The organism is Pseudomonas sp. Z3-6 (assembly GCF_051131985.1).
In the GTDB taxonomy this organism is placed as follows: domain Bacteria; phylum Pseudomonadota; class Gammaproteobacteria; order Pseudomonadales; family Pseudomonadaceae; genus Aquipseudomonas; species Aquipseudomonas zanjanensis.
The window spans coordinates 1,432,668-1,448,084 of record NZ_CP071644.1 but is presented as its reverse complement, the minus strand read 5'-3'; the positions used below and the strand labels follow the sequence as shown (position 1 = coordinate 1,448,084).

Here is a 15,417-nt window from a genome sequence, read left to right as displayed (position 1 = left end):
ACAAACCCCTGTGGCGAGGGAGCTTGCTCCCGCTCGGCGGCGCAGCCGTCGTAAAACCGGCTCACGCGGTCTGTCTGAATGCTCGCAATGACCCCAAGGGGGCCGCTTCGCAGCCCAGCGGGAGCAAGCTCCCTCGCCACAATGTCCCGCGTTTCACCACAAAACCAATTGTGGGAGTTTGCTCCCTCGCCACGGACCGCATTCCAAGCTAATGTCTCGCCAGTCGCTCAACCCCAAGGAACCCGCATGAGCCTGTCGCTGCTGAGCCGTTACGCCTTCTTTGCTGGCTGCGTCATCTTCACCCTCGCCAGCCTGCCCTTCCTGCAACACGACTGGCTCTGGCCCATTGCGCTGGTGACCGGGCTGTTGAGCCTGCTGGGGTTGTTCGACCTGCTGCAAAGCCGTCACGCCGTTCGGCGCAACTACCCGATCCTGGGCAATATCCGCTACCTGGTCGAAGGCATCCGCCCAGAGATCCGCCAGTACCTGCTCGAATCCGACAGCGATGCCCTGCCCTTCTCCCGCGCCCAGCGCTCGCTGGTGTACTCCCGGGCCAAGAACGAAAGCGCCGACAAACCCTTCGGTACCTTGATCGACGTCTACCAGACCGGTTTCGAATTCATCGGCCACTCCATGCGCCCGGCGCCGTTGAGCGACCCCAGCGGTTTTCGCGTGACAGTCGGCGGCCCGCAATGCACCCAGCCCTACTCTGCCTCGGTGTTCAACATCTCGGCCATGAGCTTCGGCTCCCTGAGCGCCAATGCCATCCGGGCGTTGAACCAGGGGGCCAAGCTGGGCAACTTCGCCCACGACACCGGCGAAGGCAGCATCAGCCCCTACCACCGCGAACACGGTGGCGACCTGACCTGGGAACTGGGCAGCGGCTATTTCGGTTGCCGCACCAGCGACGGACGCTTCGACCCGGAGCGCTTCGCCGCCCAAGCGCAGAACCCGCAGGTGCGGATGATCGAAATCAAGATGAGCCAGGGCGCCAAGCCCGGCCATGGCGGGATCCTGCCCAAGCACAAAGTCACTCGGGAAATCGCCGAGACCCGCGGCATCCTCATGGGCGAGGATTGTATTTCGCCGTCATGCCACAGTGCGTTTTCCACGCCGATCGAACTGATGCAGTTCGTCCAGAAACTGCGTGAATTGTCCGGCGGCAAACCGGTGGGCTTCAAATTCTGCCTCGGCCATCCATGGGAGTTCATGGGCATCGCCAAGGCCATGCTGGAAACCGGGATCCTGCCCGACTTCATCGTGGTGGACGGCAAGGAAGGCGGCACCGGCGCCGCGCCAGTGGAGTTCACAGACCACATCGGCGTGCCGCTGCGCGAAGGCCTGTTGTTCGTGCACAACACCCTGGTGGGCCTGAACCTGCGGGACAAGATCAAGCTCGGCGCCAGTGGCAAGATCGTCAGCGCCTTCGACATCGCCAGCGTCCTGGCCATCGGCGCCGACTGGGCCAACGCCGCGCGCGGCTTCATGTTCGCCATCGGCTGCATCCAGTCGCAAAGCTGCCACACCAACAAATGCCCCACCGGCGTCGCCACCCAGGACACCCTGCGCCAACGCGCCCTGGTCGTCCCGGACAAGGCCCAGCGGGTCTACAACTTCCACCGCAACACCCTCAAGGCCCTGGCGGAAATGCTCGCCGCCGCCGGGCTTGAGCATCCTTCGCAACTGCAGCCCAAGCATTTGGTGCGGCGGATGTCGGCGACCGAGGTAAAATTGTTCTCGCAGTTGCATGTGTTTTTGAAACCGGGGGAATTGCTCACGGGTGAGGTGAATGGGGCGTTTTATTCGCGGATGTGGCAGATGGCGCGGGCGGACAGTTTTGAGCCGCGGGAAAGCGCAGCGGCTTAAGCACCGCATATTGGCTGGTGCGCACCAGCTCTTGTGGCGAGGGAGCTTGCTCCCGCTGGGTTGCGCGTAGGAGTTGCCGAAGGCTGCGATCTTTTGATCTTTCGCTCAGGACTCCATAGTCTGGGGAAGATCGCAGCCTCGTTGCACTCGACAGCTCCTACAGAGCCGAGCGGGAGCAAGCTCTCTCGCCACAAGGTCCTTACGCCTCTCAAGTGCACTGCATTACCCGACTTTTTACGCCGAATCCACAACCCACCTGTAAGTTCTGACAGTAGACGTCACCTTCCTCACGATTGACCATCCATCCCGATGGTTCGCTCGTCATGGAAGGTGCATATGTTGGCGCGACGTGATCTGGTTGGTTTTGCTTCGCTTTTTGTGGCATTGGGTTCGGTGAGGTTTGCCGTGCGGCGGCTGGACAACCGTTGCCCAGCGTACCGAAGGTCTGATCCCATGGACTGGACCCACCTGGCCTCGGCAACCTTGCTTGGTATGTTGATCATCGACGCATGGCTTCACTCACTGGCCTACGCCGATGAACGGTCCCAAAAGCCACAAGAAGACGCTACGTTCATCGAGCGGTTGATCGGGCAGATGACCTTGGAAGAAAAAGCCGGTCAACTGACCCAACTAAGCGTACAAACCATACCCACCGGCCCAGTCGTGGACGCCACTGACCGGAAAAAAATAAAGATCTCCGAGGCCGGTTCGCTAGTAGGGGCCTATGGCGCCGAAACCACTCGAACATTGCAGCACGAAGCGGTCCAAGGCTCGCGCCTGCATATACCGCAGTTGTTCTCGCTCGATGTGATCCACGGTTTCCGAACGATTTTTCCCGTACCGCTGGCCGAGGCCTCGGCCTGGGACCCAGACCTGTCACAACGAACCGCCAGGGCCGCCGCGGTCGAAGCGACGGCCAGCGGCCTGCACTGGACCTTCGCCCCGATGGTCGATATCGCCCGGGACCCGCGTTGGGGCCGAGTGGTCGAAGGCGCTGGCGAAGACCCGTTCCTGGGGGCCGCGCTCGCTGCTTCCCGTGTGCGAGGCTTTCACGGCAAAGGCCCTCCCGACACCACGACAATCCTGTCCACGGCGAAGCATTTCGTCGCTTATGGCGCGGCCGAAGGCGGCCGTGACTACAACATTTCCGACCTGTCCGAGCGCACGTTGGAAGAGGTCTATCTCACACCGTTTCGTGCCGCTGTCGAAGCGGGCGCCGACACGATAATGCCCGGGTTCAATGAAGTAGACAGCATGCCGATGCACGCGAACCAAAAACTGCTCAAGCATAAACTGCGCGGTGAATGGGGCTTTCAGGGAATCGTCATCGGGGATTGGGCAGGCATCAGGGATCTGATACAGCACGGCGTCGCCTCCACCCCCCAAGAAGCCGCTCGACTTGCCCTCAACGCCACCGTCGACATCGACATGGTCAGCGGTGACTACGCCGCCGAACTACCGGCACTGGTGCGTAGCGGTCAACTTCCACAAGACGCCCTCGATCAGGCCGTGCGTCGGGTGCTCCAGGCGAAACAACGCCTGGGCCTGTTCGACGATCCATATCGCTACAGCGACCCGGCTCGCGAGAAGGCGCAACTACTCTCCCCCTCTACACGTGCGCTAGCACGAGAGGCGGCGCAAAAATCCATCGTCCTGCTGAAAAACGACAATGCATTGCTGCCGCTTTCAAAGAACCTGCGCAAACTTGTCGTGGTGGGTGCCCTGGCAAATGATGCTGTATCCACGTTGGGCTCTTGGTCCGACAATGGTCACGCCAACGAATCAATCACCGTGCTGGAGGGCATAAAGCGCGCCGTATCGCCCGCGACAGAGGTTGTCTACCTCCCCGCGGCCTCTCCCGACAGTACCGACGCGTCCGGTATCGAAGAGGTCCAGCGTGCCGTTTTGGATGCCGATCTGATCGTCGCCGCGCTGGGGGAAACGGCAGACATGAGCGGCGAAGCACGAAGCCGCACTTCCCTTGGCCTGCCAGGGGCGCAAGATGCGCTGGTCGCGCAACTGATCAAAACAGGCAAGCCAGTGGTAGTCGTCCTAATGAATGGACGTCCGCTGGCCATTCCCACCGTGGACGAACATATCCCGGCAATACTCGAGGCTTGGTTTCTGGGTACCGAAATGGGCCACGCAGTGGCGGATGTACTTTTCGGTGATGTGAACCCCAGCGGAAAGCTACCTATTACTTTTCCGCGCACAGTGGGGCAAGTTCCTATCTATCTGGCCCGCAAGAACACGGGGCGACCGCCGAGCAACATCAATGCGTACGCCTCAAGCTACATCGACTCCAAGTGGACGGCTCTCTACCCGTTTGGTCATGGCCTGAGCTACACCACATTCACCTATGGAACCCCGAGACTCAGTGCACGGCGCTTGGCCTTCGATGAAACATTGACCGTCCAAGTAGATGTCCATAACAGCGGTCAACGCGCAGGAGAAGAAACCGTGCAGTTGTATCTGAGGCAAAACGTCGCGAGCATCACGCGTCCGGTGCGCATGCTGCGCGGTTTTTCCAAAGTCAGACTTGATCCAGGGGAAAGTACAACCGTCAGTTTTTTGCTCGATCAAGACGACTGGGCGTTGCTCAACCATGACCTCTTGCGATTCGTGGAGTCAGGCGTCTTTACGGTGTTCATCGGCGGCAGTTCTGCCACTGATAATCAGGCGAAGTTTGAAGTGATCACCAGTGCACAACTGATCGGCCCCGGCTCAGCCATCCCACGCACCTTGCGTGATTCATCGGCGCGCTAAATGAGCTATCACTGCGTTTGCTGAGTTGCACAGGCTCTTGTGGCGTGGGTCAATGCTGTTATCTACGGAGAGGTCAATGGGGCGTTTTATTCGCGGATGTGGCAGATGAGCGGGGGAAAGTTTAGAGCCGATGGAAGTCTCGGCTGCGTGGCACTAACCGCCTGAACCCGTCTCGACCGGGACGGGGGCCGCTTTGAGAGTAAACAGTGAGACCTTCATCTGCCCATCGACAAAGGTAAGGGTCTCTTCCCAATACTTCTCCAGGAACGGGCCGGCATCAACCACTTTCCCGACCCACCAAACCCTGTTTCCACCCCGTGTTAACAACTTCATCTGATTGAAATATATCCACTGGCTTCCTTCGGAAATGAGGGCGTTTCCACCCCGTTCCAAGGCGTCCAGATCATTGGCTTTGAATGATGAGATATAGAACTTCGGCTGTATGCCCGTGTGATTGTAATAAGTGAATGGCAAGTACCAGATAGCACTGTCCAATACGATCTGATCGCCTGGCCGAGCCGCTTGCCTGACCTCAGCTGCCAACTCGTCAAGTCGGAAATCCGCTCTTAATTCAGTTCCATTCAGGCCGTCCGCTTGCCGATACACCGTCAGCAGTCCCTGTACTTCTGCTGCAGCCATAATCGTGATGGCCAAGCACAAAGTCGTAGGTCGCAACCCCACTGCATCCAGCGCGGCTGAGAGCAGAAGCGGCAATCCGACCGCAGCGAAGACCAAGTAGCGCGGAACGAATAGCGGGGCAATCAACGACATGAAGGCCAGCGCGAGGACGGGAATTAAAAAGTAACCGGTCAATAGCACACTGAAGCGATGCAGACCGGCGTCTTTGCGGACCAGCAGCGCTGCACAGGCGATCACCACCACCCAAGGCAAAACGCGGGTAAGCGACGATTGTCCCTCCCAGATTGTCATCACGGTGAACTGCCAAACAACATCCACAACTGCCTGCCAAGTGATAGCCGGTATCCAACTAAGCCCCGGCCGGCCTGAGAGATGATCGATAAAATGAGGTAGCCAGGGCAGAAACAGGACAAGGATTGCACCGTTGACCAAGATCAAGAGGTGCAGGGAGGGGACGTTTGGACCCGCTCTCAAGCGGCTCAGCCAATAGCCCCCATGAACCAGCACCCCCAACGCGGCGAGATAATGCGTATAAAAAGCGGCCGTCATCAACAGCACATAAATGGCTGGGAAACGCTTTTTTTCTGGTTCTTTAACCCAGCACACCAACGCCACGGTTGCGCCCATCAGCCAGAATCCAAGCAGGGTGTACATGCGCGCTTCCTGGCTGTAACGGACCGAGATCGGCAGCAACGCCAATAGCAACGCAGCTATCCATGTTGCTCTTCGCGTGGCAACCAGGCTCATCAACTTTATGCTCAGCAAAACCGTGCCCACATCTGCTACCACACTGAGAGACCTTACGGCCAAGGCCCCGTCGCCAAACAAAATCATCCAGTAGTGCAGCAGGAGGTAGTAAAAAGGTGGGTGAATATCTCGCGCCGTAATAGACCAGATCTGCGATGGCTCGTGCCTGGCAAGCAGAATGCTAAAGGCTTCGTCATACCAGATGGCAGGCAGCGTGATTCCGTGAAATCGCACGGTTAGCGCAAGGACTACTATGGCTGCTAAAGCTGAGAGATCGAAAAAACGGCCTGATCGTTTGTCCAAGTAGGTGCGAGTAGACATCATGCGACACGCTCGCGAAACGCCACGAACCGGTAGAAGAGGAAACCCAATAGCAGGCTCAGCAGCGAGAAACCTGCCACGGTCAGCAAGCCGTGGAGGTGCCATCGATCCCCCAGAGAACCCACTATGTAACTGAGCGCGCCCATGAAACCGAGGAAAAGAACAGTGCCCAACACCGAGGGTTTGGCCTCGAAGGTATAGAGCGCATTGACATAAAAGGAGAATGTAGCCGCCACACAAAAGGCAGCGAAATTACTCGTCGACTGATCGAGGCCGGCCCCCACGCGTAGCACGAAAAAAATCTGCCAATGAATCAACGTATTGGCTATGCCAACCAGTGAGTAGCTGAAAAATCTCTTCCATATCGCGTTCATACACGCCCTCGCCCGGGTCGGGCTTGCACCAAAACCAATCTAGGACCCTCTCGGTACGCGGTCTACTGTAAGAACTAACAGGTGCCCGATTGTTAAATCTCCTGTGTGTTACGCGACAAGTTTCAAAAAAAAGCCCCGATCATCCGACCGGGGCTTTCTCATGCGTCACAGTAAACCTACGAAGCCGAACGCACCGAGCCCGCTACATCACCGGTCGGCTGCAACTTGAACGTGTAAAACAACACCGTCAGCAACACCAGGAACGCCGGGCCGACATACAACGCCACGCGCGTATCCGGGAAGTACGCCATCAGCCCCACCACTAGCACCAGGAATGCCAGCGCCAGGTACGAGCTGACCGGGTACAGCCACATGCGGTACTTGAGCGCCGCACGCTCTGAAGCGCTCAGGCTTTTGCGGAACTTGAGCTGGGCCAGCAGGATCATCACCCAGGTCCAGATCGCGCCGAAGGTGGCAATGGACGTCACCCAGACGAAGACTTTCTCCGGCACCAGGTAGTTGAGCAGCACGCCCAGCAGCAACGCGGCGATGGACAACAGCAACGCGCGGCGCGGTACGCCGTTGGCCGAGGTCTTGGCGAAACCGGCCGGGGCCTGGCCGTTCTGCGCAAGGCTGTAGAGCATCCGTCCGGTGCTGAAGATCCCGCCGTTGCAGGAGGACAGCGCGGCGGTGATCACCACGAAGTTGATGATGCCGGCGGCGGTCTTGATGCCCAGGCGCTCGAAGGTCATCACGAACGGGCTGCCCTGGGTGCCGATTTCGTTCCATGGGTAGATCGACAGGATCACGAACAACGCGCCGACGTAAAACAACAGGATCCGCCAGAACACCGAGCCGATGGCGTTGGGGATGGTTTTCTGTGGGTTCTTCGCTTCACCGGCAGTCAGGCCGATCATCTCCACGCCCAGGTAGGCGAACATCACCATTTGCAGGGACATCAACACGCCGGACACGCCGTTGGGCATGAAACCGCCGTGGGCCCAGAGGTTGGAAATGCCGAGGGCCACGCCGTCGTTACCGAAGCCGAAGGCGATGATGCCAATGCCGCCGATGACCATGGCGATGATGGTGACGATCTTGATCAGGGCGAACCAGAATTCGAACTCGCCGAAGGCCTTGACCGCGATCAGGTTGATCGAGCCCATGCTGACCAGCGCGGCCAGGGCCCAGATCCAGCGGGGCACGTCGGGGAACCAGATGCCCATGTACACCGCCACGGCGGTGATTTCCGCCACGCAGGTCACCAGCCACAGGAACCAGTAGTTCCAACCGGTCAGGAAGCCTGCCAGTGGGCCGAGGTAATCCTGGGCGTAGCGGCTGAACGAACCGGCCACCGGGTTGTGCACGGCCATTTCACCGAGGGCGCGCATGATCACCAGGATCGCCAGGCCACCGATGATGTAGGACAGCATGATCGCCGGCCCGGCCATTTCGATGGCCTTGGCCGAGCCGAGGAACAGCCCGACACCGATGCAGGCGCCGAGCGCCATCAGGCGGATATGCCGCTCGCCGAGTTCACGTTTGAGCGGACCACCCTGGGCGGTCTCGCCATGGGGCAGATGATTGCCGACAGGCATAGGGATAAACCTCGTCTTGTTATTGGATTAGCCACCGAGTGTCCAAGGCTGCGGGCGGGTGGGCCTGCGAGCATTGCCGAAACCGGGCCTGCCTTGTGGGCAGACCGTCCTGTAGGAAAACTCCTCAAGATCAGCGGGCCGTGCAGTATAAAAAGCCGGGAACAGAAAGTTTCACCATAAAAGCAGGTTAATTCAGGGAATGCCCAAGCCCATGGGGCTTTTTTGAAGAGGGATTGCCTAAGCTAATGGTCGTTTAGAAACGACGCCGAGTATTGCACAGGGAGCGTGCAGCGTCATGTCTTTGCAGGCGGCGAAGGCTCTAGCGCGAGGCTTTCAGGATACCACCGCCCCCGTGGCGAGGGAGCTTGCTCCCGCTCGGCTGCGCAGCCGCCGCCTGCATTCAAAAGCCGCAAAGCGAGGGCGGCTTCGCCCCCCAGCGGGAGCAAGCTCCCTCGCCACAAAAAGCGACTACAGCCACACCGTGTCCCACAGTGGGTAGTCGCCAATCCGATCTACTAATCCTGCACGAAGCGGATTGGCAATGATGTAGCGGGCAGAAGGTCGCAGGTCCTCGCTGTCGCGGATCGCGCGGTCATGGAAGCCGCTTTGCCAGAAGGCCCCCTTTCTGTTCATTGCTCGGTTGATTGTGAGGGTGCTGCGGGATTTGACTGTCTGCATCACTTGGGTGAGCTGAGCTTGCTCTAGCTGCACCAGCCAATGCAGATGGTCCGGCATCACAACCCAGGCCAGCGAATTGACCTGACCTCGCTCATGAGCCAGGCGCATTTCTGCAATCAATAAGCGGCCCAGTCGCCAGTCCTTGAAAATGGGTGTGCGTCGGTGAACGACCGTAGTGATGAGATAACCTCGCCCCGGTTCCGAAGAGCGTCCGCGACGTAAGCGATGAGAGTTTGGGCGTAAAGGATGCATTCCTTGGCTTCCTGTGGTTGGGGTGTCTACTTACGGTAGCCTCACCCGCGACGCTCCGACGCGATGATAGTTGAGTGACTTTTCCGAAAACGGCGTAGTACCTGTGGCGAGGGAGCTTGCTCCCGCTGGGTGGCGCAGCCGCCCCGCTTTTTCAATCCCGAAAGCGCTTCAGCCATGCCACCGTCGCGTCTGCTGCGCAGCCGAGCGGGAGCAAGCTCCCTCGCCACAAAGGCTCATCAGACCATGACGACCACAAGCACCTGCGCATTCCTCGCGCAAGGCTGGCAACCACCTATCCTGAAAACACACCTACCGTGGCGAGGGAGCTTGCTCCCGCTGGGTGGCGCAGCCGCCCCGCTTTTTCAACCCCGCAATCGCTTCAGCCATGCCACCGTCGCGTCTGCTGCGCAGCCGAGCGGGAGCAAGCTCCCTCGCCACAAAGGCTCATCAGCCAATGACCTCCGACAAGAGTTCGCATGTCGGCTGTCCACAATTTCCCCTCCCCCACGCCAACCACCGTCTAAGCTTCAAGCAAGTCCGATCAATCTGCTTAATGGATCAGTCGACTATGGGCGCTTTGTGGCAAACCGATTCGAATGAACCTGTGGTCCCGACTGAACGTATGGAAGAAGCGCCTTTACCTGAAAAAAAACGCCGCGCACGGCATGGCTGGCGGGCATTCTGGTTGTTGTTGCTGATTATCGTCGTGGTGGTCGGCCTGGCGGTGGCCAAGGAAATGCGCACGTCGCGGTTTCAGGCCCGGGAGCTCAGCAAGTACGCCGAGTCCCTGAGCTATTCGGTGCAGCCGGGGCCCAGCGATGCCATCGTCTATCCGGGCGCGGGCCCATTCGACCGGCGCTTGGGCTACAGCGCGCTCGGGGAGTTCCTGCCGCGCCTGCTCAAGCGTGACTACGTGATCCAGGCCCAGGCGCGGTTTTCGCCGGCGTTGATGGACTACGTCGAAAAAGGCCTGTTCGTACCCTATTCGGAAAAGATCCAGGCCGGGCTGACCATCACCGACTGCCGCGCCGCGCCGGTCTATCAGTTCAAGTACCCGCAGCAACTGTATGCGAACTTCGAAGCGATCCCGCCCGTGGTGGTGCAGAGCCTGTTGTTCATCGAGAACCGTTTTCTGCTCGACCCCAAGCAACCCTTGGCCAACCCGGCCGTGGACTGGCCGCGCTTCGGCATGGCGGCCTGGTCGCAAGTCGCCAAGCTGTTGAGCCTGCCGGGGCAGTCCGCCGGGGGCAGCACCTTGGCGACACAACTGGAGAAGTACCGTCACTCGCCTGAAGGCCTGACTGTGTCCGGCGCGGAGAAGATCCGCCAGATGATTTCCGCCAGCGTGCGTGCTTACCAGGCCGGCCCGCAGACCCTCGAGGCGCGGCAACGGATCATCCGCGACTACCTCAACAGCGTGCCACTCTCCGCCGTGCCGGGACACGGTGAAGTCCACGGCATGGCCGAAGGCTTGCGGGTCTGGTATGGCGCCGATTTCAAGCGCGCCAATGAACGCTTGTCCAGCACCGCCACCGACCCCAAGAGCCTGGCGGAAAAAGGCCTGGCCCTGCGGGAAATGCTGTCATTGATGATCGCTCAACGCCGCCCGTCCCATTACTTGTCCAAGGGGCATGATGAACTGGCGCGCCTGACCGACAGCCACATCCGCCTGCTGGCACAGAACGGTGTGATCGACGCGGCGCTGGCCGAGGCGGCCCTGGCGAGCAAGGTCACCTATCGCGACTGGGTCCAGGACCCGACCGTCCAGCCCATCGAAACCAACAAAGGCATCAGCGCCGCCCGCAGTCGCCTCGCCACGTTGCTCAACCGCCCGCTGTACGACCTCGATCGCCTCGACCTCTCCGCCACCAGCACCTTGCAAAGCGATTTGCAGGCCCAGGCCACCGAGTACCTCAAGCGCTTGGCCGACCCGGCCTTCGCCGCCGAGATCGGCCTGATGGGAGAACGCCTGCTGACCCCCACCAGCACCACCCAGGTGCGCTACAGCTTCACCCTGCTGGAACTGACCCCCGATGGCTCGCGCGTGCGGGTGCAGACCGACAGCACCGACCAGCCCTTCGACATCAACGAAGGCAGCAAGCTGGAACTGGGTTCCACCGCCAAGCTTCGGGTGCTGACCACCTATTTGCAGATCATCGCCGAACTGCATGAGCGTTATGCCCAACAGACTCCGGCGGCGTTGAAGAAAACCGAGATCGCCGAGCAGGACCGCCTGTCCCGCTGGGCGGTGGACTATCTGATCGAAAACACCGACCGCAACCTGCCGACGATGCTCGAAGCGGCGCTGGACCGCACTTATTCAGCCAGCCCCGGCGAGGCGTTCTTTACCGGCGGCGGGCTTCACACCTTCCATAACTTCCGCAAGGAAGACGACGGCCGCCTGCCCACGCTGCGCGACTCCCTGCGCGAATCCATCAACCTGCCGTTCATTCGCCTGATGCGCGACCTGGTGCGCTACGCCACCTACGCCGGGCCCAATAACAGCTCTGAATTGCTCAAGGACGACAAGGATCCACGTCGCCAGGAATACCTAGCCCAATTCGCCGACCGCGAAGGCACCTCGTTCCTGCTCAGGTTCTGGAAGAAATACCAGAAGAAGGACACCGCCCAGCGCCTGGAAACTTTCCTCGACGGCATGCGCCCGACCGCCATTCGCCTGGCCGCCGTGCACCGTTATTTCTTTCCCAACGACAGCCAGGAGAGCTTCAACCGTTTCGTCCGCGCGCATTTGAAATCGGCCAAGAGCGCTGAAAAACTCACCGAAGAACGCCTCGAACGTCTCTATCAAAGCTATGGCCCCGGCGCCTACGACCTGCCAGACCAGGGCTTCATCGCCAAGGTCCACCCATTGGACCTATGGCTGATGGGCTACCTGCTGAACAACCCCGACGCCAAGTTCAGCCAGATCGTCAAGGCCAGCCAGTTCGAGCGCCAGGAAGTTTATAGCTGGCTGTTCAAGAGCCGACACAAGAGCGCCCGCGACAGCCGCATCCGCACCATGCTGGAGATCGAAGCCTTCCTGGATATCCACCAGCGCTGGCAGCAAGTCGGCTATCCATTCGATCACCTGGTGCCGTCGCTGGCCACCGCCATCGGCAGCTCCGGCGACCGCCCCGCCGCCCTGGCGGAACTGGTGGGCACCATCCTCAATGACGGCGTCCGGCAGCCGGCCTTGCGGGTCGATAGCCTCGACTTTGCCGTCAATACGCCCTACGAAACACGACTGGTCAACGACCCGGACAATGGCAAGCGCGTGATGCCGGTGGAAGTGGCCCGGGCCTTGCGCGGTGCGCTGTCCCAGGTGGTGGATGCCGGCACCGCGAAACGCGTGGCCGGCAGTTTCAAATTGGCCGACGGTACGCCGCTGGCCATGGGTGGCAAGACCGGCACCGGTGACAACCGCATCGAAGCGGTGGGTTCCGGCGGACGGGTGATCAGCTCCAAATCGATCAACCGCACCGCCACGTTCGTGTTCTACATCGGCGACAGCCATTTCGGCACGTTGACCGCTTTCGTTCCAGGTGCGTCGGCGCAGAACTTCAAGTTCACCTCAGCGCTGCCGGTGCAGGTGCTCAAGGGCATGGCGCCATTTCTCTCGCCGTACTTGCAGCCGGGAAGTCATACCCAGTGCAAGCCGTTAGTGGCAAACCAGTGACTTGTAGACCGCCTTTGTATTACAGGTTTACGCGAGGCACCGCATCGAAGATGACCGTGAAGTTCGCGGTGTACAGGCCCGCGGACCAGTGAGGGATGCCCCAATTAACCGGGATGATGAGCATCTCCGCCTGGGTCCCTGGCGTGGATGTGGCGTCATCTACTACCTCTTTAGGCGCATAGCCCAACTGTACGTTATTGAACCAAACGCGCAGAGGTCTGATCACGCTACCATTAGACAGATCAGGGCGCCCCTCTAGGTAAGCATGAACCGAGCCGTCGGTATTCTTCACATCAAAGGTATGGCGTATGGAACTCAATTCGAAGGATACAGGGTTGTAATACATGCGCTCATCTTTACCAAAGTTCGGATCGCGTGGCTGCACATGAAATTGTTTATTAGGAATGTTCGCGGTGATATGGATGGATGAGCGCGCATCATCGGCAGCGAATACCCACGAGGAACTCAAGGCAGCGACACTCAGAGCAGCCACGAACATCATTTTATTAAGCATGTTTTACGCCTTTCTTATAGTTAATAGAGCAAGCTGCGGCTAGCAAACCAGCTAACGTGCACAGGGGCATGGATCAGAGGGTTACACGAGGGACTGCATCGAAAATGACGGTGAAGTTACCGGTATACAAGCCTGGTGATTCTCCATCTGGATTCCTGGATGCAGAGATAACCATCTCGGCCTGGGTGCCTGGCGTGGACGACGCATCATCCACGACCTCCTTAGGCTCGCTACTCAGGATTACGTAATTGAACGACACCGACAGGTCAATTCGGGCATTCCCATTGCTCAGCCAAGCCGGGCCGTCCTGAAGATAAGCATGCACGGAGCCATCGGTATTCTTTACATCAAAGGTTTGGCGCAAAGGTCTTAAAAAGCCCGTGATAGGGTCAAGGTGCATCACTTCGTCTTTACCGAACTCCGGGTCCCGTGGTTGCACATGAAACTGTTTGTTCGGAATATTCGCCGTGATGTGAATGTTCGAGCGTGCATCATCGGCAGCGAACACCCACGAGGAACTCAGGGCAGCAACCCCCAGAGCAGTAACGAACATAATTTTTTCAAACATCTTTGACACCTTTTTATGGTTAATAACATCTTTGGCGAGGGAGCTTGCACGCTATGAGCCTCACCCTTCCGTGCGCTTGCGCTGATCGCCCTACGGCGCCAAAGCATCGAATACCATGTGCACCGTGCCGTAATAGTCACCGGGCACATAGGCGTCACCGGGCTTGATCGCGGCAATTTCCAACGGCACCTGGCGCCCCGGCCTGGCCTCGCTGGCCGACACGACCTGGGATGAATCCAGGCTCAGTTCAACGTTATTGAACTTGACCCTCAAGTCGATACGCTCGCGACCATTGGACAGATAGGCTTCTTCGCCCAGCCGGGCGCCGATGGCGCCATTGGTGTTCTTGACCTCATAGGTCGCGCGCAAGGGCATGAGGTCGTTTTTGATGGTGTTGAACGGCAAGCGCTGTTCGCGCTGTACCAGCTCCGGATCGAGTGGCAACACGTGAAACTCTGCCGTCGGGATGGTCACGTAGAGTTCGAACGTTTCCCGCTCGACCGCCGCCCAAGCCGGGAACCAGGGCAATGTCAGCCCGATCGACGCAAGGAGGCATAGCAGTGTCTTGGACATATCGATTACCTGTAGCGCAATGACGATTCGGCGACGATAGCCGTCAACCCTTGATTTCGACGGCTTTGCTCTGGCCACCCTCGATCAATGTGAAGCGATACTCACGGCCCGCCTCCTTGTCGAAGGAAAAGGACCGACCGGCCATGACGTGGTGCTTGGTGGTCGGACGGCAATCGTTTTCTTTCTGCGCGGCGCAATCCTTGAATTCATCGATCACCACCACGCTGTTGCCGTTGTTGCGCATCAGATAGCGGCTGGCGTTGTCATCGATCACCGTCTCGAAACGGGTATTTTTGGGCCGCACGAAAAACACCGTGCCGTAACCCGCCAGGACCTTGACCCCCGCCTCCACGCGTTCCTTCTTGTAGGCTTCGCGTTCCTCGGCGCTGACGGCAAACTCATCCTCGGCTTCGGGCACCACCGGCACGAAACGCACCCGGAAGTAACGCTCCTTGTCGCGGTTGCCCATGAACAGCAACCGCGTGCCCTGCATGCCGTTGGCCGGCACGATCAGGCGCGCCGGGCTGGCCATCAGGCCATCCTTGGCCGTTGCGCTGGCCTGGTTCTGCAGCGGCACTTCCTGATAAGTGCCGTCCTCGTTGTAGACGATTTCCAGGATGTTGACCTTGACGAAGGCTGTGGACGTGCCGCCGTTGAAAACCCGTTTCATGTAGGTGCTTTTGTCACCGTCCAGGTAGTCGTAGACCACCCCAACGCCGATCTGCGGCCCCGCCTGGGCCACGCTGCAAAAAAGACCGAATCCAATCCATGCCAATAGCTGTTTCATTTACTTGTCTAACCTCGTGCATCAAGCGCAATTACTAATAGAGTGTGGCCGTCAAGCC

11 protein-coding genes are annotated in these 15,417 nt (G+C 59.3%); 3 read left to right on the top strand and 8 right to left on the bottom strand.

Annotated elements, in window-relative coordinates; all coding sequences use genetic code 11:
• Positions 1–246 precede the first annotated feature (246 nt).
• Entirely contained in the window at positions 247–1,866 is a 1,620-nt protein-coding gene (locus J3P88_RS06565) for an FMN-binding glutamate synthase family protein (RefSeq protein ID WP_434574477.1), read from the top strand.
• Positions 1,867–2,319: 453 nt separating this feature from the next.
• Positions 2,320–4,632 carry a glycoside hydrolase family 3 N-terminal domain-containing protein gene (locus tag J3P88_RS06560; protein ID WP_434574476.1) on the top strand — a complete coding sequence of 771 codons (2,313 nt, stop codon included), beginning with the start codon at positions 2,320–2,322 and terminating at the stop codon, positions 4,630–4,632.
• A gap of 153 nt (positions 4,633–4,785) precedes the next feature.
• Here J3P88_RS06560 and J3P88_RS06555 read toward each other — a convergent pair whose 3' ends face one another.
• From J3P88_RS06555 to J3P88_RS06540, 4 genes are all read right to left on the bottom strand, one after another.
• Complete coding sequence (locus J3P88_RS06555; RefSeq protein ID WP_434574475.1) at positions 4,786–6,342, bottom strand: glycosyltransferase family 39 protein; 1,557 nt, start codon at positions 6,340–6,342, stop codon at positions 4,786–4,788.
• Positions 6,339–6,713, bottom strand: coding sequence for a GtrA family protein (locus tag J3P88_RS06550; protein ID WP_434574474.1), 375 nt, complete (start codon positions 6,711–6,713; stop codon positions 6,339–6,341). The genes J3P88_RS06555 and J3P88_RS06550 overlap by 4 nt, the downstream gene beginning before the upstream one ends.
• Before the next feature lie 176 nt (positions 6,714–6,889).
• Positions 6,890–8,311: an amino acid permease gene (locus J3P88_RS06545; protein WP_434574473.1), complete on the bottom strand. Its 1,422-nt coding sequence runs from the start codon at positions 8,309–8,311 to the stop codon at positions 6,890–6,892.
• A 468-nt stretch (positions 8,312–8,779) separates the two neighbouring features.
• On the bottom strand, positions 8,780–9,241 hold the full coding sequence (locus J3P88_RS06540; protein WP_434574472.1) for an REP-associated tyrosine transposase: 462 nt from the start codon (positions 9,239–9,241) through the stop codon (positions 8,780–8,782).
• A gap of 568 nt (positions 9,242–9,809) precedes the next feature.
• On the opposite strand from J3P88_RS06540, the gene J3P88_RS06535 reads away from it, so the two are divergent.
• Entirely contained in the window at positions 9,810–12,917 is a 3,108-nt protein-coding gene (locus J3P88_RS06535) for a transglycosylase domain-containing protein (protein ID WP_434574471.1), read from the top strand.
• 19 nt (positions 12,918–12,936) lie between these two features.
• Here J3P88_RS06535 and J3P88_RS06530 read toward each other — a convergent pair whose 3' ends face one another.
• The 4 genes from J3P88_RS06530 to J3P88_RS06515 form a co-directional block, all read right to left on the bottom strand.
• Positions 12,937–13,431, bottom strand: coding sequence for a CS1 type fimbrial major subunit (locus tag J3P88_RS06530; protein WP_434574470.1), 495 nt, complete (start codon positions 13,429–13,431; stop codon positions 12,937–12,939).
• A 73-nt stretch (positions 13,432–13,504) separates the two neighbouring features.
• Positions 13,505–13,999, bottom strand: coding sequence for a CS1 type fimbrial major subunit (locus J3P88_RS06525; protein WP_434574469.1), 495 nt, complete (start codon positions 13,997–13,999; stop codon positions 13,505–13,507).
• 90 nt (positions 14,000–14,089) lie between these two features.
• The gene (locus J3P88_RS06520; RefSeq protein WP_434574468.1) at positions 14,090–14,572 is read right to left on the bottom strand and encodes a CS1 type fimbrial major subunit; all 483 of its coding nucleotides are present in this window, start codon (positions 14,570–14,572) and stop codon (positions 14,090–14,092) included.
• Positions 14,573–14,615: 43 nt separating this feature from the next.
• Positions 14,616–15,359 carry a molecular chaperone gene (locus tag J3P88_RS06515; protein ID WP_434574467.1) on the bottom strand — a complete coding sequence of 248 codons (744 nt, stop codon included), beginning with the start codon at positions 15,357–15,359 and terminating at the stop codon, positions 14,616–14,618.
• Positions 15,360–15,417 lie beyond the last annotated feature (58 nt).

Bases quoted from the DNA above. Each gene is read 5' to 3' on its own strand.
- J3P88_RS06565 (WP_434574477.1), top strand. From the start codon at position 247: ATGAGCCTGTCGCTGCTGAGCCGTTACGCCTTCTTTGCTGGCTGCGTC.
- J3P88_RS06560 (WP_434574476.1), top strand. From the start codon at position 2,320: ATGGACTGGACCCACCTGGCCTCGGCAACCTTGCTTGGTATGTTGATC.
- J3P88_RS06555 (WP_434574475.1), bottom strand. From the start codon at position 6,342: ATGATGTCTACTCGCACCTACTTGGACAAACGATCAGGCCGTTTTTTC.
- J3P88_RS06550 (WP_434574474.1), bottom strand. From the start codon at position 6,713: ATGAACGCGATATGGAAGAGATTTTTCAGCTACTCACTGGTTGGCATA.
- J3P88_RS06545 (WP_434574473.1), bottom strand. From the start codon at position 8,311: ATGCCTGTCGGCAATCATCTGCCCCATGGCGAGACCGCCCAGGGTGGT.
- J3P88_RS06540 (WP_434574472.1), bottom strand. From the start codon at position 9,241: ATGCATCCTTTACGCCCAAACTCTCATCGCTTACGTCGCGGACGCTCT.
- J3P88_RS06535 (WP_434574471.1), top strand. From the start codon at position 9,810: ATGGGCGCTTTGTGGCAAACCGATTCGAATGAACCTGTGGTCCCGACT.
- J3P88_RS06530 (WP_434574470.1), bottom strand. From the start codon at position 13,431: ATGCTTAATAAAATGATGTTCGTGGCTGCTCTGAGTGTCGCTGCCTTG.
- J3P88_RS06525 (WP_434574469.1), bottom strand. From the start codon at position 13,999: ATGTTTGAAAAAATTATGTTCGTTACTGCTCTGGGGGTTGCTGCCCTG.
- J3P88_RS06520 (WP_434574468.1), bottom strand. From the start codon at position 14,572: ATGTCCAAGACACTGCTATGCCTCCTTGCGTCGATCGGGCTGACATTG.
- J3P88_RS06515 (WP_434574467.1), bottom strand. From the start codon at position 15,359: ATGAAACAGCTATTGGCATGGATTGGATTCGGTCTTTTTTGCAGCGTG.